21 protein-coding genes and 1 tRNA gene are annotated in these 22,173 nt (G+C 68.9%); 10 read left to right on the forward strand and 12 right to left on the reverse strand.

The features are described from left to right. From ACWELJ_RS22730 to ACWELJ_RS22755, 6 genes are all read left to right on the forward strand, one after another. A partial coding sequence (locus tag ACWELJ_RS22730; protein ID WP_452368144.1) for a tetratricopeptide repeat protein occupies nt 1–453 on the forward strand: 453 nt, incomplete at its 5' end. Continuing rightward, nucleotides 450–1,547, forward strand: a complete 1,098-nt coding sequence (locus ACWELJ_RS22735) for a PP2C family serine/threonine-protein phosphatase (RefSeq protein ID WP_452368145.1) — start codon at nt 450–452, stop codon at nt 1,545–1,547. The genes ACWELJ_RS22730 and ACWELJ_RS22735, both read left to right, overlap by 4 nt. Further along, entirely contained in the window at nt 1,544–2,833 is a 1,290-nt protein-coding gene (locus ACWELJ_RS22740) for a vWA domain-containing protein (protein ID WP_452368146.1), read from the forward strand. Before ACWELJ_RS22735 ends, ACWELJ_RS22740 begins: the two co-directional genes overlap by 4 nt. Then, entirely contained in the window at nt 2,833–3,549 is a 717-nt protein-coding gene (locus ACWELJ_RS22745) for an FHA domain-containing protein (protein ID WP_452368147.1), read from the forward strand. The genes ACWELJ_RS22740 and ACWELJ_RS22745 overlap by 1 nt, the downstream gene beginning before the upstream one ends. A gap of 60 nt (nt 3,550–3,609) precedes the next feature. After that, nucleotides 3,610–4,608, forward strand: coding sequence for a phosphatidylinositol-specific phospholipase C (locus ACWELJ_RS22750; protein WP_452368148.1), 999 nt, complete (start codon nt 3,610–3,612; stop codon nt 4,606–4,608). A gap of 78 nt (nt 4,609–4,686) precedes the next feature. Continuing rightward, on the forward strand, nt 4,687–5,109 hold the full coding sequence (locus ACWELJ_RS22755; protein ID WP_452368149.1) for a hypothetical protein: 423 nt from the start codon (nt 4,687–4,689) through the stop codon (nt 5,107–5,109). 14 nt (nt 5,110–5,123) lie between these two features. On the opposite strand, the gene ACWELJ_RS22760 is transcribed toward ACWELJ_RS22755, so the two are convergent. From ACWELJ_RS22760 to ACWELJ_RS22785, 6 genes are all read right to left on the reverse strand, one after another. Next, nucleotides 5,124–5,348 carry a hypothetical protein gene (locus tag ACWELJ_RS22760; protein WP_452368150.1) on the reverse strand — a complete coding sequence of 75 codons (225 nt, stop codon included), beginning with the start codon at nt 5,346–5,348 and terminating at the stop codon, nt 5,124–5,126. A 67-nt stretch (nt 5,349–5,415) separates the two neighbouring features. Then, the gene (locus tag ACWELJ_RS22765; protein ID WP_452368151.1) at nt 5,416–6,756 is read right to left on the reverse strand and encodes a helix-turn-helix domain-containing protein; all 1,341 of its coding nucleotides are present in this window, start codon (nt 6,754–6,756) and stop codon (nt 5,416–5,418) included. A 139-nt stretch (nt 6,757–6,895) separates the two neighbouring features. Then, complete coding sequence (gene ribA, locus ACWELJ_RS22770) at nt 6,896–7,399, reverse strand: GTP cyclohydrolase II RibA (RefSeq protein ID WP_452368152.1); 504 nt, start codon at nt 7,397–7,399, stop codon at nt 6,896–6,898. Between the two features lie 442 nt (nt 7,400–7,841). Further along, entirely contained in the window at nt 7,842–8,708 is an 867-nt protein-coding gene (locus ACWELJ_RS22775) for a MinD/ParA family ATP-binding protein (protein ID WP_357084303.1), read from the reverse strand. 354 nt (nt 8,709–9,062) lie between these two features. After that, nucleotides 9,063–11,438, reverse strand: a complete 2,376-nt coding sequence (locus tag ACWELJ_RS22780; RefSeq protein ID WP_452368153.1) for a beta-glucosidase — start codon at nt 11,436–11,438, stop codon at nt 9,063–9,065. Beyond that, a complete protein-coding gene (locus ACWELJ_RS22785; RefSeq protein WP_452368154.1) occupies nt 11,435–12,277 on the reverse strand; it encodes an alpha/beta fold hydrolase in 843 nt (280 codons plus the stop codon). The genes ACWELJ_RS22780 and ACWELJ_RS22785 overlap by 4 nt, the downstream gene beginning before the upstream one ends. 152 nt (nt 12,278–12,429) lie before the next feature. On the opposite strand from ACWELJ_RS22785, the gene ACWELJ_RS22790 reads away from it, so the two are divergent. Beyond that, nucleotides 12,430–13,029, forward strand: a complete 600-nt coding sequence (locus ACWELJ_RS22790; protein ID WP_452368155.1) for a TetR/AcrR family transcriptional regulator — start codon at nt 12,430–12,432, stop codon at nt 13,027–13,029. Nucleotides 13,030–13,074: 45 nt separating this feature from the next. Here ACWELJ_RS22790 and ACWELJ_RS22795 read toward each other — a convergent pair whose 3' ends face one another. Beyond that, a complete protein-coding gene (locus ACWELJ_RS22795) occupies nt 13,075–13,572 on the reverse strand; it encodes a hypothetical protein (RefSeq protein ID WP_452368156.1) in 498 nt (165 codons plus the stop codon). A gap of 219 nt (nt 13,573–13,791) precedes the next feature. On the opposite strand from ACWELJ_RS22795, the gene ACWELJ_RS22800 reads away from it, so the two are divergent. Beyond that, nucleotides 13,792–15,660 (forward strand): protein kinase domain-containing protein, encoded by a 1,869-nt coding sequence (locus ACWELJ_RS22800; RefSeq protein WP_452368157.1) that lies wholly within the window; start codon nt 13,792–13,794, stop codon nt 15,658–15,660. Between the two features lie 3 nt (nt 15,661–15,663). Here ACWELJ_RS22800 and ACWELJ_RS22805 read toward each other — a convergent pair whose 3' ends face one another. The 3 genes from ACWELJ_RS22805 to ACWELJ_RS22815 form a co-directional block, all read right to left on the reverse strand. Continuing rightward, nucleotides 15,664–15,822, reverse strand: a complete 159-nt coding sequence (locus ACWELJ_RS22805; protein ID WP_452368158.1) for a hypothetical protein — start codon at nt 15,820–15,822, stop codon at nt 15,664–15,666. A 302-nt stretch (nt 15,823–16,124) separates the two neighbouring features. After that, on the reverse strand, nt 16,125–17,720 hold the full coding sequence (locus tag ACWELJ_RS22810; protein ID WP_452368159.1) for a GMC oxidoreductase: 1,596 nt from the start codon (nt 17,718–17,720) through the stop codon (nt 16,125–16,127). Between the two features lie 45 nt (nt 17,721–17,765). Next, nucleotides 17,766–19,085, reverse strand: a complete 1,320-nt coding sequence (locus ACWELJ_RS22815; protein ID WP_452368160.1) for a lipase family protein — start codon at nt 19,083–19,085, stop codon at nt 17,766–17,768. 71 nt (nt 19,086–19,156) lie between these two features. Here ACWELJ_RS22815 and ACWELJ_RS22820 point away from each other — a divergent pair, with 71 nt between their 5' ends. Both ACWELJ_RS22820 and ACWELJ_RS22825 read left to right on the forward strand, forming a co-directional pair. Continuing rightward, the gene (locus ACWELJ_RS22820; RefSeq protein ID WP_452368161.1) at nt 19,157–19,834 is read left to right on the forward strand and encodes a TetR family transcriptional regulator; all 678 of its coding nucleotides are present in this window, start codon (nt 19,157–19,159) and stop codon (nt 19,832–19,834) included. 123 nt (nt 19,835–19,957) lie between these two features. Beyond that, nucleotides 19,958–20,031: transfer RNA gene (locus tag ACWELJ_RS22825), tRNA-Pro, on the forward strand. Nucleotides 20,032–20,708: 677 nt separating this feature from the next. Here ACWELJ_RS22825 and ACWELJ_RS22830 read toward each other — a convergent pair. After that, nucleotides 20,709–21,374 (reverse strand): hypothetical protein, encoded by a 666-nt coding sequence (locus tag ACWELJ_RS22830; RefSeq protein WP_452368162.1) that lies wholly within the window; start codon nt 21,372–21,374, stop codon nt 20,709–20,711. Nucleotides 21,375–21,493: 119 nt separating this feature from the next. Next, on the reverse strand, nt 21,494–22,135 hold the full coding sequence (locus ACWELJ_RS22835) for a TetR/AcrR family transcriptional regulator (protein ID WP_452368163.1): 642 nt from the start codon (nt 22,133–22,135) through the stop codon (nt 21,494–21,496). Nucleotides 22,136–22,173 lie beyond the last annotated feature (38 nt).

The following is a 22,173-nucleotide window of genomic DNA, read 5'->3' on the forward strand; positions in this document are numbered from 1 at the left end:
CATAGGACGTGGATCACGTCCTACGGCTCGCGCATGCGCGCGCACGCCGGGCATCAGGTCGACGCCGCCTCGGCGGTGCACACCGAGGCGGGCGTCACCGCCGTCGAGACGCTGCTGGCGGTCGACGATCCCGCCGAGCTCACCGAACAGCTGGTGCGGGACGCGGGGACCCGTATCGGCAAATTGACCTTGGACTCGAAACGCCGTGCCGCGCAGGCGCGGCTGCGGGTCCTGGACGCGGCGCTGCGCTGGCTGCGCCACGACGGACCAGATAAGCAGGGCAGGGTGCCCGCCGACCACTCCCCGCTGCTGGGGGTGGCGCTCGATCAACAAGGGGTACGGACCGGTTTGGAACGCTGCTATCGCGATCTCGCGCACGAGACCGACGACATGTGGGAGCGCATCGCCCTGGTGGAACAGGCCAATGCCGTGCGCCCGAGGACGCTGCTGTGACGGCCCGCTGCCCGGCCTGCGGCACCTTCGCCGCCGACACCGACCGCTTCTGCGAGGCGTGCGGAAGCAAGCTCGGGATCCGGCTGATCGCACTGCCGCCCAAGGAGTTCCGGCCCGGTTCCGGCTCCACGGTGCCGGTGGCCGACGCGGCGCGCAATGCCCGACGCGAGAATGAGGACGGCTTCACGGCCGGTCCCGCGCCCGTCTGCACCGGGTGCGGCGGCGCCGCATTCGACCCGGACGGCTACTGCGCCAGCTGCGGTGAGCTAGGACCCGAGCGCGATCGCTTCGAAGCGGATCTGGGCACGGCGTGCCTGGTCACCGATCGCGGTCTGCTGCACGCCCGCAACGAGGACGCGGTCGCCGCGGCCGTGCTCGACGGCGCGTCGCCGGATCGCCCGGCCACCGCGGTGATCGCGGTCTGCGACGGGGTGTCCACCTCCGAGGATCCGCAGGCCGCTTCGGGTGCGGCGGTCCGCGCGGGCCTGGACGCCACCCTGGCCGCCCTGGCCGCCGACCGGTCCGCCGAGGACTGCGCCCTGGCCGGGCTCACCGCCGCCGCCGACGCGGTCAAGGCCGTGGGCACCCCCGACGGCAAATCCCCGTCGTGCACCTACGTCTCGGCGATCGTGCAGTTCCAGCCCGACGGCGGCGCGGCCGTCACGGTCGCGAACGTCGGTGACAGCCGGGCCTATTGGCTGCGCCCGGGCGACGACTCCGAACGCCTGACCGTCGACGACACCCTGGCCCAGGCCATGGTGGACAACGGCCTGCTGGACGCGGCCACCGCCATGGACGGCCCGCACGCGCACGTGCTCACCCGCTGGCTGGGCGCCGACTCCGAGCACCAGTGGTCCCCCAGCTGCGTGCGCACCCTGCGCACCAGCGAACCCGGCGTGCTGCTGCTGTGCAGCGACGGCCTGTGGAACTACCTCCCCGAGGCGGCGGCCCTGTCCCGCTTCACCAGCACGCGGCCCGCCCTGCCGGCGGCGCGCGCCCTGGTGGAGCACGCGCTCGGCGCGGGCGGCAAGGACAACATCACCGTCGCGCTCGTCCCCGTCCCCTCCCTCGCACCGTCAGGAGACACCCCGTGACTTCCGCTGAGCACCCAGGCCTTTCGGTCGCCGTCGACCAGAACGAATTCCTCGCCGAGGGCGCGCGCACGGTCGACGCCATCGTGACCGTGGAGGCCACCGACGATCTGGTGGTGTCGGTGCCGCCCGCGCCCCGGGTCGAGATCCTGATCATCGACACCTCCGGCTCGATGGGCGGCGCGGGCAAGTTCGGGGGCGCACGCCAGGCCACCCTCGCCGCCCTGGACGTCATGCCCGACGGCACCCGGTTCGCGATCGTGGAGGGCACCGACAAGGCGCAGGTGGTGTTCCCGCACAGCGGTCCGTCCGCGGTGGCGAGCCCGGCCGAGCGCGCCAATGCCCGTCGCGCCCTGGACAAGCTGTCCCCGCACGGCGGCACCGCCATCGGCACCTGGCTGGGACTGTCGCGGCTGATCGCCAAGCAGCATCCCGGCGCGATGGTGCACGCGATCCTGCTCACCGACGGCCGCAACGAGCACGAGACCCCGCAGCGGCTGGCCGAGGAGATCCAGCTGTCGACCGGCGTCTTCACCTGCGACTGCCGCGGCGTCGGCGCGGACTGGGAGCCGAACGAGCTGCGCGCCATCGCCTCCGCGCTGCACGGCACCGTGGACATCGTGAAGACCGCCGACCAGCTGGCCGGGGATTTCGCGGCCATGATGGAAACCTCCATGGAGAAGGCGATTCCGGAGCTCACGCTGCGGGTGTGGACGCCGGTGGGCGCGCGGATCGCGTTCATCAAACAGGTCGCGCCGTTCATCGAGGACCTCACCGCGCGCCGCGTCGAGACGGGTCCGCAGATCGGCGAGTACGCGCTGGGTTCGTGGGGCGCGGAGGATCGCGACTACCACGTGCAGCTCGATGTGGAGCCCGCCGCGGCCGGTCGCGAGAAGCTGACCGCGCGGGTGAGTGTGCTGGCCGACGGCGAGATCCTCGGACAGGGGCTGGTCAAGGCGGCCTGGACCACCGACACCGACAAGTCGGCGATCATCAGCCGCCGCGTCGCGCACTACACCGGGCAGGCGGAACTGGCCCAGACCGTGCAGGAGGGCCTGGCCGCGCGCAAGCAGGGCGACTTCGCCACGGCCACCGCCAAACTCCAGCGCGCGTACCACCTGGCCACCGAGTCCGGCAATGAGAACACCGCCAAGCTGCTGCTCAGCGTGGTCGACGTGGTCGACGAGCGCACCGGCACGATCCGCTTGCGCAACAAGGTCGATCCCGCCGACGAGATGGCCCTGGATGTGCGCTCCACCAAGACGGCCCGCGTCCGCAAGGAGCCGTGATGGCCTTCTGCACCGACGGGCACGAGACCACCGCCATCGACTACTGCGACACCTGTGGCGCGCCGGTCGGGGGTGGACCGGCCACCGCCGCACCGCCACCGGCGCTGTGCCCGTCCTGCGGGGTGCCGACCGAGGGACGGTTCTGCGAGAACTGCGGCCACGATTCGGCGCTGCCGTCGCCGCCGGCCGCGGCGGGCGGGCATGAGCAGTCCGCCGCGCCCCTCGGCGAGCCCGAGGGGTCGACCGCGCAGACCGAGAGCGAGAACCGCGAGCACCCGGGCGGCGAGCCGGTCTGGGTGGCCACCGTCACCGCCGATCCCGGGCATTACGCGCGCATGCGGGCGCAGCAGGGGCCGGATCTGGACCGGGTCGACTTCCCCGACTACTACCCCGATCGCCGAATCCCGTTGCGGGGACCCAATATCCTGATCGGCAAGCGCAGTGTCTCGCAGGGGGTGCACCCCGATATCGATCTGTCGGTCGCGCCCGCCGATATCGCGGTGTCGCGTTCGCACGCGATTCTCCATATCAGCGGCAGCACCCTGACCGTCACCGATCTCGGGTCCACCAACGGGACCTGTATCAACGAGAGCCCGACCCCGATCGCGCCCAAGACCGCCATTCCGCTGCGCGACGGCGATCGGATCCATGTGGGCGGGTGGACGACCATCACGTTGAGCACCGAACCGGGCACTTCGAGCACAGAACCGGGCTGAACCATCGATTCGGGCAATCCGGCAATCTTGGACCATCGTCCAGGTTAGGCTCTCCGCTCTATGAGCCTGACGCGCCGAGACTTCGCCCGCACCACCCTGGCCGCCGTCGCCGGCACGGTCGCCACCGGCCTGAGCGGCGCTGCGGCCCAGGCGATTCCGCACGCCCGGACGGTCGCCGCGGCCCCGCAGGCGTGGATGTCGGCACTGTCCGACACCACCCCGGTACTGCGCCTGACCATTCCCGGCACCCACGACTCCTGCGCCACCGATCCGGCCAACGGCACCGAATGGTCCCACACCCAGAACTGGTCGCTGCCCGACCAGTTCGCCCACGGCATCCGCTTCCTCGACATGCGCTGCAACGGCCTGCAAGACCACACCGCCGACTCCTTCGGGATCTACCACAGCGGCTTCTACCAGGGCATCACCTTCGACACCGTGCTCGATCAGTGCCGGACCTTCCTGGCCCGCAATCCGGGCGAGGTCCTGATCATGCGGGTCAAGAAGGAGGACGGCACCAAGAACGACGTGGGCTCGAACTTCGAGCGAATCTTCAACGGCTACTTGGACGCCAAGGGCTACCGCTCGCTGTTCTGGCTGGACAACCGCTTCCCCACGCTCGGCGAGGCCCGCGGCCGGATCGTGCTCATCGCACAGTTCGCGAATTCCCTGGGCTGCCTGCAGTGGCCCGGCGGCGACAACGGCGTGTTCCGCACCGACCGCATCTACCTGCAGGACCGGTACAAGAACAGCGGCCTGGCCGGACTCGATTCGGGCTCCTCGAACTTCGGGTCGTCGGGCGGCGACAAATTCGATTACGTCCGCGACTGTTTCGACAAGGCCGCCGCCGATCCCGCCAACACCGTCGAATACATCAACTTCACCAGTTTCGCCGACAATGCCTGGCCCAAGGACAATGCCGCGGCCATCATGCCGAAGGTCGACGCCTACCTCACCGCGCACCGCGGCCAGGCCGCGCACTACGGCATCGTGCCGATGGACTTCCCCGACGGCTACCCCACCGTTGTCACCCAGTTGATCGAAAAGAACTTCGCCTGAAGCGATCTCGCCGGTTCCCGGGTACCGAACGGCAAACATCCCCTACTGTCGTGAATTGTGAGGTACGCAGCTTTAGCATTGCTCGGCTGTACCGCCGTCTCCGGAGCGGTGATCCTCGGCGCGTGGCTGACCCGGGGTGAGGTCCGCCGCGCCCGCGTCCGGCACGGCCGCCACCGCCGGCTGCCACCGGCGCTGGTCTTCGGGCATGTGGCGTTCGCACTGGTGACGGTCTCGGCGTGGACCACCTACGTGGTGGTGGGCAGCCACGGCATGGACACCTTCGCACTCGGATTGCTCACCGCCACAGCCCTGCTCGGCGCGACCATGTTCGTCCGCTGGATCCCCACCTACCGCTCCCCCGAGGGTCCGGCGGACGGTCCCGGCGCGGCCCACCGGGCGGCCCGGGAGGCCAACCTCCCGATCCGGGTGGTCGTCCTCCACGGTTGCCTGGCGGTCGCCTCCGTGGCCGCTGTGGTGGCCGTGGTGGCGGCGGATCTGTGATCCCACAATCGATCTCAGCGCCGTAGCAGCGTCCAGAACATCCAGATCCCCGCGCCCAGCGCGAAGGCGACGACCACCGCCATACCGACCAGCGGCCCGAAGGTGGCGAGATCGGCCGGACCGCCCGCGCTGGCCTGGATCAGGAATCCGGCGGCCACGGGCCCGATGAGCAGCAGCCCGATGGAGGTCAGCAGCAGGGCGGCGATACCCAGGGTTGGCAACTTACCAGCATTCTTCATCTGTCCTCGAATCCATGTCTCGTGAGATGCATTCGAACAAGATCAACATTAACAGTCTCCGCATTTATCAGGGCTGCGCACGCAGCGTGCGATGGAGAATAGTGCGCATTTCCCGCGCCTGGTCGGCGCCCCCGGAACCGATCAATTCCTCGGGCAGCCGGTGCAATTGCCGCAGGGTCCGGCTGGAGTGCGTCTCGGAGGCGATCACGAGCGAGTGCCGGGCGGCCTCCAAGGCCTGATCGGCCTGACCGGTGCGGGCCTGCGCCACCGCCAGCAACGCCAGACCCCGCCCCAGATCGCGGCGATCCTCGATCTGCCACAGCGGCAGCGCTTTCAGCAAGGTCTCCACCGCCGCTTCCGGCCTGCCCAGCTGCACCCAGCTGTGCGCGGCTTCCATGCGAATGAATTCCGGTGTGCAATACCCGGCCAGATCGCCGTCGCCCGCGGCGGAATCGGCGGCGGCCTCCCATGCCTGCCCGATGGCCCGATCGGATTCGCCGCCTTCCTTCCGCAACGCGTGCCCGTGCGCCAATTGCAGCAGCGCCAGCGTGCGCAGCCGCGGCAGCTCGGCCGAATTGCGCAGGGCCGCCCGCGCCAATTCGATCGCGGCGGCGGGCCGGCCCGATTCGGCGGCGATATTGCTCTGCCGTACCAGGGTGTAGGACCGCAATCGCTCGTCACCGCATTCGCCGGCCAGTACGGCGGCCCGGCCGGTCCATTCGCCGGCCGTGGCGAGCTGGCCCGCGTCCTGGTACAGCCAGCCGAGGAATTCGGCGAATCGTGCTCGCAGCAGCGGTAATCCGGTGCGCGCGGAGCCGCCGCCGGTGTCGTCGAGTTGTTCGACGTAGCGCATCTGCTGGGTGATGATCGGGATCAGCCGCTGCGCCCCGGCGACCCGGTCGGTCCGGACATACTGTTCCAGCACCGCCGAGAACGATTCGACCAGCAGATCCGCCGAGACCGGCGCGGTCGCCACCAGCGCGCCATTGCCGAGCGCCAGATCGCGGGTCACCGGCGCCACCGGATCGGCACCGTCGAGTTCGAACCACAGCAGTTCGGCCGGAATGCCCAGGGTGCGCGCGTACCAATTCAGTTTGTCCAGGTCACGCACGCGATGCCGGCCGCGCTCGATCCGGCTCAGCTGGCCCTGGGTGATGCCCAGCCACCAGGCGAGTTCGATCTGCGGGACCGGGCGGCCGCCGTGCGCGGGATGCCGCCGCCAAGCCCGCAGCACCGCGCCGATCTCCCGGGTGAGCAGCGCCTGTCGCATGTCCTCGGTCCGCCACTGGGCCGGTTCCAGTCGCGGCAGCCGCTCGCGACCCCGGTCGCAGGGGCCGCACAGCTCGCCGGTGTTGTCGCGCGCCAGCCGGCCACCGCAGCGGATACACGATTTCGCACCTGACCTCACCCGCATCCCACCTATCTGCCGAATAGACGATCGAACGGATGGCGCGTACCCCGGCGACCATTCGATGCTATCGGACCATTCGAACACCCAGATCAATTGGCGCGGAATGGATTATCGGCTGTGAGTGCACACGAACAGGTCAGAGGAGAACAGCGGGACCGAGCCACCGTTCCGGCTCCGACCCGCGGACCGCGGCGATTTCTATTCCTTCGGCACGCAATTGACGCACCTTCTCGGGATTGTTGGTGAGCAGTTCGACACGGTCCAGGCCGAGCGCGAACAACATCTGCGCGGCGACCCGGTACGTGCGTTCGTCGTCGCCGCGTCCGAGTAGCCGGTTCGCCTCGAAGGTGTCGTACCCGGCGTCCTGCAGGACATAGGCGTCGAGCTTGTTGTACAGGCCGATGCCGCGGCCTTCCTGGCGCAGGTAGAGCAGCGCGCCGCCGCGCGCGGCGATCAGCGTCATCGCCTCGTGCAGCTGCGCCCCGCACTGACAGCGGTCACAGCCCAGCAGGTCTCCGGTCAGGCATTCACTGTGCACCCGCACCAAGGGGTTTCCCGCCGCCCCGGTCGGGGGCGCGATGACGAACGCCACGTGCTCACCGGGATCCTCGAGGTGGTCGAAGGTGACCACCTCTGCCACACAGTCGACTCCGCGGCGCAGCGCCACGGGCACCCTGGCCCGAACGGTCGCGATCGGGGCCGTCGTCGTCCTGCCGAGCTTCAGCAAATCAGCACTCCCGCGGCTACTCGTGTCCGTTCATTCTGATGCCGTACAAACAGGAGCCGCGCTAACACTCCGCAATCCATCAGCGGCTCCACAGCAATCTAACGGTCAACGACACCGACGACGGATGACACGCCTGCGACGACCGGTGACTTACGATCAGCCACAGGTCATTACGCCGAGAAGCGACCCGGCGGCATACACGCCGGCGGTCCACCGCCGAGCGCACGCGCGGCACGTGGTCGCGGTATTCGCGGGGAGTCAGACCGGTCTCGGCACGAAACACGCGGGCGACATTACGGTCCCGGCGAAGCCGCACGCATCAGCGACCACCGTGATCCGGTCGGGCCCGGTGCGGTTATCGAAGGAGGTTGACCAGCTGCCGGTAGGCGGCGCGGGTCGGCGGGGCCAGTCGGCGCCAGGTGACCGGGCCGCCCGAACCCAGGTGCGTGTCGTAGGGAATCTCGGCGACGGCGCGGACCACATCGCCCAGATACTTGCGCACGTGCTCGGTGACCAGCGGCCCGTCCTTGGGGTGCTGGCGGGTGACGACGATGACCGCGTCGGCCAGGTGGTACTGGCTGTAGTTGTCGTCGAGCCAGATCAGCGCGGGTTTGAGCCGGTTCACCGCGTCGGGGCGGGCGGCGAGGGTGATCACCAGTGAGATGCGCGAGTCGCTCAGCAGGGGGGCGACCATGCGGCTGGTGACCGGCGCGCCGCCGTCGTAGACGGGCAGGCAGCCGGCCTCGACCAGGTCGCGGTGGACCGAGGAGTAGGTCTCGCGGCGCGGCAGCGCCTCCGGTCCGCGCGGCAGAACGCCTACGCCGGAACTGTTTTCGCCGCAGCTGTCGATGACCGTGGACGGCAGGCTGCGGTGTGCCATGTTCAGCCAGGACTGAACCGTGCCCGCGGCGTCGATGGTGTCGCACCCCCGCGCGGCGAGGTCGCCGCCGGTGGTGGTGGCGTCCACGACCACCGGCGAGTGCTCGCCGTAGTCGTAGGCGGCCGCGCCCGCGATACCGAGGGCGGTGGTGGTCGCGCCGGAGCCGCCGGAGCTGCCCAGCACGAGCACGGGCGGCAGGTCGGCCCACAGCAGGTAGCCGTTGCTCGGGTGCATCCGCACCATATCGGTGGGCCCTCCGGGCGGGGCCGGACGCAACAGCAGGGAGAGGTCGGTGGGTGTGGAAGAAAGGGCCGCGGGATGATCCGGGAAGTTTTCGGACATCGCTAGATTCCTTTGGTGCGAGCGGCAGTCGATACTGCGGAATCCGTGTGGTCACCACGTCGCGCGCAGCCGGCCCCTGCGTCTCGCCATCAACGCCCCCACCGCGTCGACGAGCTGCCCCTGCGCTTCGACATATTTTTCGAAGCCTGAAGTCGCTTCCCCCCGGATACCCCCTACCGCCCTGAAGTCGATCAGAAGTGCAAAAGGGTTGCTGTGCAGCCCCTTTCGATGTCGCCAGATATTACATGATCTTGTCAACAATGCATCCGGATCGATAGCCCTGCGGAATCGCTGGCACTGAATGTCAGAGGTCCGGCCGCGAACGACCGGACCTCTCGGGTGGATGGGGTGTTGTCAGTTGATGTCGGCGGTGAGCGGCAGCGCGGTCACCGAGGTACCCACGTGCAGGGTGAAGGAGCCGGGTTCGACGGTCCAGCCGTCCGCGGTCCAGTGTTCGAATGCGCGTTTCGGCAATTCGATGACGGCGGTGACGGATTCACCCGCGCCCGCCTCGATCACCGTGAATCCGGCGAGCCAGCGCACCGGGCGATCGACGACGCTGTTCGCGCGGGAGAGATAGGCCTGCACCACCTGGCGACCGGCGCGCGCCCCGGTATTGCGGACGGTGACCGTGGCGGTTCGACCGGAGACCGTCAGCTCGTCGAGAGCCCAGGTGGTGTAGCCGAGTCCGTGACCGAACGGATAGGCCGGGGCCACACCGGATTTCAGCCAGGCCCGGTACCCGATGTGAATGCCCTCGGAGTACGGCAGCGCAGTGCCGGGCCCGGGCTTGGTGTCCAGCACCGGGACGTCGGCCATGGTCTTGGGCCACGTGGTCGGCAGGCGGCCGCCGGGTTCGGCGGCCCCGGTCAGCACATCGGCCAGCGCCGACCCGAACTCCTGTCCGGGGAACCAGGCGAGCAGCACGGCCGCGACGTCGTCGCGCCACGGCATCTCCACGGGGGCACCGGAATTCACCACCACGACGGTGCGCGGATTGGCCGCGGCGACGGCGGCGACCAGTTCGTCCTGGCGGCCGGGCAGCCGCAGCGTGGTGCGGTCGAAGCCCTCCGATTCGATCCGCTCGGTGGTGCCGACCACGACCACGGCCACATCGCTGGTGCGCGCCAGGTCGACGGCGGCGGCGAACTCGTCGTCATCGGAGCGGCGCGGACGTCCGACCGCGCAGGTGATGCCCATGGCGGGGAGTCCGCCGCCGGGCGTCATGCGCACCAGGATCTCGGTCTCCTCACCCTCGGCGAGGGTGCGGGTCACGAAGCGCTGCGGCGGATTCAACAGCATCTCGACCGGATCGGCGCCGTCGGGCAGCACGGTCTCCGCGAGCACCTGCTCGCCGTCCAGCGCCAGGGCCAGCGCGCCGACGCCGGCGAAGCCGATGCGCCATTCCCCCGCCACGTCGGCGCGCAGCCGGCCGGACAGTTCGATGGTCTTCGCCCGCGCCGCATGCGGATTGCCGAACAGCATGAGGCCGCCCGCCAGGCGGTGTTCGGTGTCGAGCACGGTGTCCGCGCCGAGATAGCGCAGCGACAGCCCCGGCTCGCCGGTCTCGGGATCGGTGACCAGGTCCAGCGGGATCGGAATCATGTTCTCGCTGAGGTGGACACCGGGGGTGTGCACCACCGGCAGCACCGCGGACAGCCCCTCCAGCGGGGAGGTGGTGTGCGCCGGGATCACCGTCGCGCTGCCGCCGCCCATGAAGCGCGGTTCGGCGGCGGCCGAGCCGAGCAGCGCCACCCGGGCGGGCGCGCGCAGCGGCAGGGTGCCGTCATTGCCGGCCAGCACCATGGCCAGGGCGGCAGCCTCGCGCACCAGCTGCCGGGACCGCTCATCGGTGAAAGCCGGGACGGGCGTGGGAGTTCCGTTCAGCGCGCCGACGCGTTCGGCGAAGCGCAGGATGCGCCGCACCTTCTCGTCGATCGCGGATTCGGAGACCTGACCGTCGCGCACGGCCTGTTCCAGCGGCGCGCCCCACAGCTCCGACGGGCCGGGCATGGCCAGGTCGTTGCCCTTGGCCGCGCCCCGGGTCGAGCGGACGGCGGTCCAATCCGAGACCACGACGCCGTCGAAACCCCACTCCCCCTTCAAGGGTTCGTCGAGCAGGTCGTTCTCGGTCATGGTGGTGCCGTTGACCGAGTTGTAGGCGGCCATCACCATCCACGCGCCCGCCTCGACGGCGCGCTCGAACGGGTACAGGTACAGCTCGCGCAGGGTGCGCTCGTCGGCGATGACGTCGGCGGTGAAGCGCTCGGTCTCGGAGTCGTTGGCGACGTAGTGCTTGGGGCACGCGCTCACCCCGTGCGCCTGCACCGCGCGCACGTAGGCGTCGGCCATCTCGGCGGTCAGCATCGGATCCTCGGAGAAGCATTCGAAATGCCGTCCGCCGAGCGGGGATCGGTGCAGGTTGATGGTCGGGCCCAGCACCGCGTACACATCCTTGCGGCGGGCCTCGGCGGCGATGAGCGCGCCGATATCGGTGAGCAGGTCGCGGTCCCAGGTGGCGGCCAGGGCGGTGCCCGAGGGCAGGCTCACCGACGGGTCGCGTTCGTCCCACTGTTCGCCGCGCACGCCGGACGGGCCGTCGGAGACCGGCATCTCGGCCAGGCCGATGCTCTCGTCGCCGGCGAAGCGGAAGAAGCCCGCGCCCGAGATCAACCGGATCTTGGCGGGCAGATCCAGTTTCGCGAGCAGGTCGTCGATGGCGTCGGTCATGCTCGTTCCTTCCAGAAGGTCACCAGGTCCGCGCAGACCCGGTCGGAGACGTCCTCGTTGGGCACGTGGCCGGAGCCGGGGTAGACGGCGGTCTTCGCGTGCAGCTGGGCGGCGAAACGCTCGTGCACCTCCGGAGCCCACAGGTCATTGGTGTCGCCGTAGGCCACCAGCAGCGGCACGCCCGAATCCCGCAGCACGGCGGGATCTTTCACCGGCGGCTCGGCCATGCAGGTGAGGATGCCGACGATATTGGCCTGCTTGGTGCGCAGGATCCGTTCACGCAGGAACTCCTGGCGCGGTGGCGAGGGCTGCTGGTCGGCCTGCGCCATGACCGCGCTCATCTGCTGCCAGATCACCTCCTGCCCACCGGCTTCCACCGCCTGCGCCACCAGCAGCGGCGGCGGGAAGTTGATGTCCTCGGTCGAGGACGGGCCCGAGGCGAGCAGGGTGAAGGTGCGGAACCGCTCGGGGCGCTCGATCACCGCGACGCGGGAGACATAGCCGCCGAAGGAGTGCCCGACCAGATGGATCGGCTCGTCGGGCGAGATCTGGTCGACCACGAGGTGCAGGTCGCCGACGAAGTCGGCCAGGGTGTAGCCCGACACCTCGTCGGGCCCCTCGGACTCCCACTGCCCGCGCTGGTCGTAGGCGACGGCCCGATAGCCGGCGGCCGCCAGCAACGGCAGCATCTCCTCGAAGTCCTCCTTGGAGCCGGTGAAGCCCGGCACCAGCAGCGCGGTGCCGCGGTATTCGGTCCCGAGCGGCGGCGCGGCTTCCCAGGCGGCCAGCTTTCCAGCGGCTCCCCGCAGTGTGAACGGCGTGATCAGGGCCTGACTCATCCGGCGATCCCTTCCCTCGTACTGCCATGTACGGCTGGCCCCGAGTGTGCCAGCGGATACCGCGATTACCGAGTGGTCATTAGGTAACGTTATCGTTTCGTAACCATTATCGGGTTTTGCCTGCTCAACACGCTTGACTAGTGTCCCACCACATGACGCCCCATCCTCGACGCCGCGGCCGGGGCGACGACCGCCGCGAGCAGATCATCGACGAGGCCCTGAAGGCCTTCGCCGACAACGGCTACCGCAGCACCTCCATCGCCGAGATCGCCGAACGCTGCGGCCTGTCCCAGCCCGGGGTCCTGCACTACTTCCCCAACAAGGCGGCGCTGCTGTCCGCGGTCCTCGACTACCGCGACCGCCTCGACTACGACCGGCTGGGCTTCGACCAGCAACTGCGCGGCAAGGACGCCCTCATCCGCCTCGCGCAGCTGGTGGATCACAACACGCACGTGCCCGGCCTGGTCCGGCTGTTCACGGTGCTCACCAGCGAGGCCGTCACCGTCGACCACCCCGCGCACGAATGGGCCCAGAACCGCTACCGAACACTCCAGGACCATCTGGGCGCGGCCCTGGAGGCAGGGCGCACCGACGGCAGCGTGCGCGCCGACATCGACCCCGCGGCCGTGGCCCGGCAGGTCTTCGCCATGATGGACGGCCTGCAACTGCAGTGGCTGGTCGACCCGGACCGGGTCGACATGGCCACGCTCTTCCGCGCCTACATCGACGAGCTCATCGCCTGGATCTCGTAGGGGCGCGGGGAAATCCGGCATAGGTGCCGGAAGCGGCGTATCAGGCTAGGCCGAGTCCGCCGCGTACTGGTATTTGCCGCGGTCCAACTTGCGAACATTGCTGTTGTCGCGCTGCGCCATTCGGCCCAGCGCCACCGCGACATGATGGCGGGCGCTGATCGGCAACTCGACGCCGCGACTCTGGAGCGCCGCGATCACCTCGGCGGGAGTCCAGGTCTGCTCGGGGTGCTCGGCGAGGAAATCGGCGACCACGCGCGGCAGCGAGCGGTTCTGCTCCTGCGCGGGCGCGCCCGGCTCGGGCGGCGGGGCGTCCTGGTACTGATCGTCGCGGGCCGTGTCCAGCCAGTTGGCGACGGTCAGCAGTTTCGAGCAGGCCGCACGCAACTCCGCACCCGGCGAACGGATATCGCCGAGGTTGTACATCGCCTGGTAGTAGCGCCCGATGTTGGTGAGCATCTCGATGACCTGCTGCTCGGTGTCGGCGACGATGGCTTCGCTGCTGCGACCCGATTGCGCGGCCGCCGCCACTGCTCCCACGTCCACGTCCGGCGTTCCCCTTTGCTGTTGACCGGTTGCTTCCAGTACCCGGTGGATGCAAGACAGCCCAGACAGTAGCCGGGCCCGCCCACCGAATTGTGAAAGACTACAAGGTCATTGCCACGTCCGGCGACCCAACGGCCGGACCATGATCGAAAAGCCCGACTCGCGCGAGCGCGACACGCCGAACGTTTCGGAGCGGACGCCTCTCGCGATATCACCTCCGTGGGAGGCACGCTCGAACCCGGGGAGAAGTTCGCCGGCTACCAGATCTTGCGAAAACTGGGGGCCGGCGGAATGGGCGCGGTCTATCAGGCCCGAGACCGCGACCTGCCACGATTCGTGGCCCTGAAGCTACTGACCCTGCCCGGCGGCGAACGCGAACACCGGGCCCGGTTCCAGCGCGAGGCCGATACGGTTGCGCGCCTGCAGCATCCGAACATCGTCACCGTCTACGCGCGCGGCGAGGAAGACGACCGGCTGTGGATCTCCATGACCTTCGTCGACGGCAGCGACGTGGCGCGAGCGCTGCGCGAGGGACCCATGCACCCCGCGCGGGCGGTGCGCATCATCGCCGAGACCGCCGCCGCGCTCGACCACGCCCACGACACCGGCATCGTGCACCGCGACGTGAAGCCGGCCAATATCCTGCTCGCGGACGGACGTCCGGAACGGGCCGTGCTCACCGACTTCGGCATCGCCAAATCCCTCGACGAGAGCCGCCAGCTCACCCGGAACGGGCAAATCCTGGCCAGCTTCCAGTACGCGGCGCCCGAACGGCTCACCCGGCCCGAGGAAGCCGACCGGCGCGCCGACGTGTACTCGCTGGGGTGCACGCTGTTTCACATGCTGACCGGGGAAGCGCCCTACCCCGGGCAGAACGTCGGCCAGATCATCCACGGGCACGCCTACGAGCCGGTGCCGATGCCCTCGGACCGGAACCCCACGCTGCCACGCGGATTCGACGAGCTCATCGCCCGCGCCATGGCCAAGGACCCGCGACGACGCTTCGACACCTGCACGCATCTCGCCTGGGCCGCCTCGCGAATCCTGCGCCAGCCGGGGACACATCGGACCGCACCGGTGGGGACCGTCCACGTCAGCGGGCCCAGATCCGGTGCGGGACAACCCGAGCGCAATGCCACCACCATGCCCCCGGCGCCGCTGCCGATTCCGACTCGGCCCGCCAATGGCCCGGCCACCACACGGCCGGGGCCGGAAGCCACTCGGCTGAACACCGGGCCCGCGCCGACCCGCTTCGTGACCGGGCCCGCGCCGTCCGACCGGAGCAGGCCGCACGAGATCCCCGGCATCGGCACCCGCACGGGGGCTGATCCGGACGCCGGGACCGGTACCGGCGCAAGCGTTCCCGGCAGGCGGCGCCCCGGCCGGATCCTGCTGGCCTTGGCCCTGGTCGTCACCGTGGCGGTTCTCGGGTACCTGCTGGTGCGCGCGGGCGACAGTCATCCCGGTTCGAGCAAGGCATCGGCCTCGAACACGCCGACCGTCACGGCGACGACCACCGCGGCGGTCACGACCGCACCGACCAGCGCCACGGATGTTCCTCAGATCACGACCGCGCCGTACACGCAGCCGACCACGGCGGCCCTGTACACGCCGCCGCCGGTGACCTCCCAGCAGCCGAAGACGGTCCCGGTGCCGGACGTCGTCGGGACCGCGATCGCGCAGGCGAAGGCGCGTCTGGAGAAGGACGGTTTCGTCGTCGAACAGGTGCAGCGCGAGGACAAGAGCGCGAAAGGCACTGTCCTGGAGACCTCCCCGGCCGCCGGGACCGCGAAACCGGTCGGCTCGACGGTCAAGGTGACCGTGTCGTCGGGTCCGTCGACCACCACGACCATCACCGTGCCCACCCTCCTCGGCCTCTCCCCCGCCGCCGTCACCGCCGCCCTGCAGAACCTCGGCTGGCACGGCAGTGTCGCGAAAGCCACGGCGCAGACCAACGATTCCAGCAAGGACGGCAAGGTGATCGCGCAGAGCCCGGTCGCCGGAACCTCGGTAACCCCGGACCAGGCGATCACCATCACCGTCGGCGCCTACACCTCCGCCCCCTCCACCACCCCGGCCGCGGGTTGACCGCTACCAAACGTTCCAACTGGACCGCCCGCGCAGCGACTCGATCTCCTTGGCGATCGACTCCAGTCTCGGCACCAGCCCCTCGAAGTACCGCCGCGCATCACAACTCTCGCCGCACCCCTGATGCGTGGCCAAACCCCGCTGCGCCGCGTCCAAATTCATGACGGGATAACCCGGCGCTTCGTGCGTCACCACACTCACGACCGGACCCCCGTCCCCCGCAACACGTCCCGCGCGTACGCGGCAGTCATCATGATCACCGTTTCATGGTTCTCGATAGGAATGCCGAACATGCTCGACTCCGATTGTCGGCGTGAATATTTGGGGTTCACACTTGTAGGTGCGTCAAGTAGACCATTTCGAATCGCGAGCCGAGCCCCGATACCGGAGGTAGCCCGGAATTCTCTCCGTCGTCGCGATCCCAGCCCGAAACCCATTCCAAGACAGCGCGCTACCGATAGTGGTCAGATCACCTGTCCCACGTCGGTTTTCACCAGGTTGTCCAGGGCGCGCTCGGCGAGGGCGGCGATGGTCATCGACGGGTTGCAGGCCGCGGTGTTGCCGGGCATGAGGGCGCCGTCGAGGACGTAGAGGCCGGATTGTCCGAGGACTCGGCCCTCGAGGTCGCAGACCGTGCCCATGCCGGCGCCGCCGAGGGGGTGCCAGGTGGAGGGGAAGGCGAGGTTGGTGTCGAGCAGGGTGCTCGACGGACCCGCGATGCGATGCACGGCGGGGCCGATGTGGTCGTTCTGGATGGCGGCGTCGCCGCCGGCGGGCCAGTGCAGGGTCGCGGTGTCGGCGGCGGCGTCGTAGCGGAATTCGCCGCGGCCGGTGCTGACGCCGTAGCCGACCATCATGGTGCTGTGCGCGTCGACCGAGAGCGGCGGGATGGAGGCCTGGATGACGGTGTGCGCGGCGTCGGGGTCGTCCCAGTTCAGGCTGCCGTAGACGACCGGTCCGCCCTGGGCGGGTCCGAATTCCTCGGTGGGGGCGGTCCAGACGTAGATGCGGTCGGCGTTGGTGCCCCAGCCGCGGCCGAGCTGGTCGGGCAGATCGGGAATCTGGCCCGTGGCGGCCGCGCGCACCAGCAGGCGGGTCGTATTGAGGCTTCCCGCCGACAGCACCAGCGCGTTGGTGGTGAGGATCTTGTTCTCCAGCGCCGTGCCCGCGGTGTCGGTGCGGTTCACGTGCACTGTCCAGCGGCCGTCGGGGGCGCGCTCGATATCGGTGACCTCGTGCAGGGTTCGCACGGTGACCCGGCCGGTGGCCTCGGCGGCGGCGACGTAGGTGACGTCGACGGTGTGTTTGCCGCCATTGTTCACGCCGAGGGAACCGGTCCCATTGGTGTAAGAGGCCGCCATCTCGCCGCGCAGTTCGGCCAGCGCGTAATTCCAGTCGATGGGCATGGGAATCTTCGACACCGGCAGCCCTGCGGCGCGGACGTGCTCGGCGAAGACCCGGGCCACCTTGTAGTTCGGCGTCTCCACGAGTTCGTCGGGCGCCACGGCCAGGCCCAGCATGCGCGCGACGCGCGGGTAGTAGACGCGGTCGAGCGCCGCCCAGTCCAGCTCATCGGGGAAGTGGGTGCGGAACACCGCCTCGGTCGGCTGCAACGACATGCCCTGGTACACCAGCGATCCGCCGCCCAGTCCCGCCGCGCACAGGGCCGTCATGTTCTCGCCGGGCACCGCTTCCACCAGGCCGGTGTACTTGTCGAAAGCGACCGGCCGGCCGAATAATTCGGGACTGGACCGATGCCACAGCATCCGCTTGTCCGGCGCGGTGGCAGTGGGGAACGTGGTGGCGTTCGGACCGGTCGGCCACCGCATACCGCGTTCGAGCAGCAGCACCGGCACCCCGGCTTCGGCGAGGCGCAGCGCGGTCACCCCGCCGCCGAATCCGGAGCCGATGACGATGACCCGATGCTCTTCCCGGGTGAGCTCGACCCGGTTGACCCGGGCGGCGATACCCGAGCCCGCGCGGGCGGCGGGCACGGTCGAGAACAGGGCGGCGGTGGCGGCGACTCCGGACAGCAGGGAGCGACGCGAGAACTCAGACATGGGACACCTGGGTGATCGACGAGAAGGGAACGGCGGCTATGACTCTCAGGCGAACGCGCAACCCGAGATCGGTGTGCCGTTGAGCCGGTCCATCAGATAGCCGATCGCATTGTTGGTGCCGAAACCGTCGATCAATTCCGGACCGAAATGATTGGGGATCGTCGCACCCGACAGGATCGGCGGCAATTCATTGGTGTGGAAGCTGACCGTCGCGCCCGCCGCGCACCAATCGCTCGCCAGCTGCTTGGCCTGACCGTACGGGACGGTGTCGTCATTGACGCCGCTGGTGATCAGCACCGGACTGGCCGGGGTCAGCGATCCGATCCGCTGCTGCCGCAGAATGTCCTGAATCGACGGGATTTCGCGCATGTGGTCGACCAGCGGACGCTGATCGACGGTGAAGGCGTTGGTGCGCAGGAACGGATGCAGCGCGATCACATCGCCGATACACGCGTTCGACAATTCATTGAGCAGGCCCTGCCCGGCGGCCGTCACCCGGGCATTGAATTCGGGTCGCAGGTTCGGGTACCGATCCAGGAAGCCGTTGAGCGCGAACCCGACCGCGCCACCGATCAGACTGCCTTCGATCCGGTCCAGGATGGCCGACAGATCCGCGGTCGGCGCGCCCGCCCAGGTGCCCTTCAGGTTCAGTTCCGGCGCATAGCTCGGCTGCATCTCCGCGGCGGCCGCACTCGCTCCGCCGCCTTGCGAGTAGCCCCAGAACGCGAGCGGCGTGTCCGCCCCGGTGCCCGCGAGCCGATTCGCCGCGCGAGCGGCGTCGAGCACGGCGTGCGCCTCCTCGATCCGATTCGCATAGGTGTGGATGCCGGGCGTGCCCATCCCGATGTAGTCGGTGACGAAGACCCGCGCGCCGAGCGCGTTCCACGCGAAAGCGGCCAGGACCTCCTGGTTCGCCGAGAAGGTCGGTGGGGTCAGACTCGCGTACATGCCGGTCGGGAAGGCCAGCGACAGCGCGCACTGGTCACCCTGTCCGACCGTGCCCGGCGCGATCAACACCGTCGGCCGCGGGCCCTGCCCCTGCCACGGGCGACTGGAATCGATGAACGTGCCGGTCACGGCGACGGGCGTGTCGTCCTGGGTGCGGGAGGTGTACATGACCCGCTGCGCCGCCAGTGGCCAGTTTCCGTCAGCGGCGGGCAGCGCCGGCAGCACGGACATGCCCTCGGTCTTGATCACCGCACCGGGTGCCGCATCGAATTGCTGTGGCGGGTAATAGAAGTCGTCGACCGGGTCGGCCGCGGCCGGTGTCACCGCGGCGCAGCTCGCGGCGACCGCGAGGGCCGCGACGGCGACTTTGACGAAGCTGATCGGCCGCCGGACGGTCGAGTACTGCTGACGAGGCATAGTGCTCTTTCTCCACGGAAGTCACGCCCCGAGTAACCGAGTTACTCGAGTAACGGCGTTACTGTAGCGGCATGGCCAAGGAGACGGAAGAGGCAATCCGGGCACGAATCCTGCTCGAGGTGACCGTCCTGCTCGAATCCGAAGGCCCCGACGCCGTCCAACTCCGCGAGATCGCACGCCGCGCCCGCGTCTCCCTCACCACCATCTACAAGTTCTTCCCCACCCGCGATGACCTGCTGGTTTCCGCCATCGAAGCCTGGATGGAAGCCAACACCTACCTCCCGATGGAACCCCCGCCGCCCGGCGAACCCCTCCGCGACGGCCTGCTCCGCGTCCTCGGCCACATCTTCGCCCCCTGGGAACGCCACCCCACCATGCTCGAGGCCTACCACCGCGCCCGCACCGGCCCCGCCCGCCACCGCCTCGACAACCACGGCCTCGACGCCGTCTTCCCCATCGCCGCCGCCGTCCTCGCCGGCGCCACCCCCCGCTACCTCGAAGACATCGCCGTCATCCTCGCCAACATGACCTTCTCCCTCCTCGGCCAATGCGCCGACGGCACCCTCCAGGTCTCCGAAGTCCTCCCCATCCTCGAACGAGCAGTCCACCGCCTCACCACCAACAACGAACCCGAAGCCCGCGAAGCCCTCCTCCGCCGCGAAGCCACCACCCCCTCCCCCCTCTCCCCCGACGTAGCCGCCCCCTTCATCCGCACCCCCACGGATTCCCCTGCGCCAGAACAACGCTGAGCCCTCCCCCCACCCTCCCCCCACACCCCGGCAAACCCCCTCCACACGCCGATAACCAGCCGATTTGGATGTTCAGGGGGGTAGTGGGGTAATCTCGTCGAGCACGAGCGAGAGCGAATGCAACGGGCTGTGGCGCAGCTTGGTAGCGCACCTGACTGGGGGTCAGGTGGTCGCAGGTTCAAATCCTGTCAGCCCGACAGAACAGCAGAGCCGGTCTTCGGACCGGCTCTGCTCGTATCTGGGTCGCTGTAGCTGACCGCCAATTGCTACGGCCGCTGAGAGCGAGGAGCCCCGATGGGGCTGCACCGCCAGCTCGTGGAAATCGCGGCCGGTATGGACGTGCCCGAAGGATTTCGCCCGGATGCGAAAGGCGACGTGCGGCCCCGCAACAACCTGAATACTGGAACATTATTCAGGAGATCGCATTTCAGGTCCGGCTCACGGACGCGACCCTCGCCACCACATCGGACGTGAAGATCGCGGGCACTGGCGAAAACGACAAAGCCGCGGATGTCGTGATCTTCCGCAACTCCACTGCTCGCAGAAGGTCCGCGGTAGCCACATGCGTGGTCTCGGTCGACCAACCCGGGTGAATTCTGCGAAAGCAACTACACCAGCAAAGGTTTCGCACGACCCAGGATGGATGCGGAAGCCCATCTAAGCGACCTGCGGAATCGTGGCTCGCGTACTACGCCGCCGAGTCTCTGAAGATGAAGAAGCGCCACCTCGGACTGCAGACGCTATCTGTCGTTTGAGTTCCTCGAACCGCGCACTGCGTGTAGGGACAGCGTAGAAGTGCGCGATCAGTTGCGGCGCAATTGTATTCGCACATGTCCCGGAGCGGGGAGAGCATGCTGGCTGCGGCGGGATTCTTTCAGTGGGTGGAGTTCCAGAACTGTGCCGCGGCGGCCGCCAGGACCGGAATCCCGATGGCGACCGTGCCCACGACTGCCCCGATCGCGGCCAGGGCGGCGCCGGTGACCAGGCAGCCGCCGATCGCACCCGGCAGGGCGAGCACGCCGATCGATACCACACCGCCGGTCACACCGCCGACGATGCCGCCCCCGATACAGCCCACGGCCAAACCGATGGCGCTACCCAGTAGCACACCGACGGCGGTCGCCGTCATCACCTCCTGGCTGAAGGTACCCAGCGAACCCGCGAAACCGTCCGGATGCGCCAGCTGATCGAGTTCGTTTCGAGTCTGCGCATTCACCGGTCGCACCGCGGCTGGGTCGGTGGCCGGGGTGAGCGTGACCTTCGTACCGTCGAGTTGGGCCGTGATCGGCAAGGTCGCGCCGTCCTTCCGATAGGCCAGCGGCAGGCTCGCGACGGTCGCGCCGCGGCTGTCCCGGAACAGCACATGCCCGTCATCGATGGCCAAGGCTCCGGCATCGACCTTCACCTCGACCGACTGGCCGACAACCGTTCCCTGGAACTGGAATTCGGGACTGGTCGAGGCAGGTGCGGCCAGCACCGTGCCAGCGGTCGATCCCAGCGCCGCGACAACCATCGCGGCGACCACTGCTGCGCTACGCACGCCCATCGGTGTCACACCCTCACAATCGGTACGAAACGGTTTCGTTTCGATGACTACCAACAACGTAGCACCGAACTTAACGAAACGAAATAGTTTCGATAAGTGACGAGGGCTACCGCTCAGTGACCGCCGCGCAGCACCGGCAACACCACCGCATCGACGAAGTCGCGCAGGTAGGCAGCATCGACCTCGCGGCCTTCGAGAATGAAGCGCGACCGCACCGCGCCCACCATCAGATGCTGCACGTATCGACCAGCCGGGTTCTCGGCGGCGACCTCCCCCCGCTCCACCGCCCTGGCCAGCATCAGATCGAGCGCCTCGGCGATCCGGTCGTCGGCCATGGCCGACCGCAGGGCCTCGGACAAAACCTCGTCCCGCCCGGCCGCATGTTCCATCGCCCGCATGAGATCGGCATCCCGCCGCGCCACTTCGGCCAGCCGATCGGCGAGCATCCGCAGATCCCCGCCGAGCGACCCGGTATCGATCTCCGCGCTGTCATCCCGCTTCATACTGCGCATGGCACAAGCCACCAGCTCGGGCTTCCCGCCCCATTGCCGATACAACGTCGCCTTGCTCGACTTCGTTTCCGCGGCAATCCGATCCATCGTCAGCGCCTCGTACCCGACCTCACTAACCAACGCGAGGACGGAGTCGAAAATCTCCTGCTCACGCCCAGCCGACAACCGGCTCCGCCGTGCCGTGGACCGCGCGCCTGCCGCTACCCGGGACAAGAATGGCCTTTCGATGAGGTGATGCCCCACCTTATCGAGACAACTTCCGTAACGGCGTCACCCTTCCG

The organism is Nocardia sp. NPDC004582, assembly GCF_053602115.1.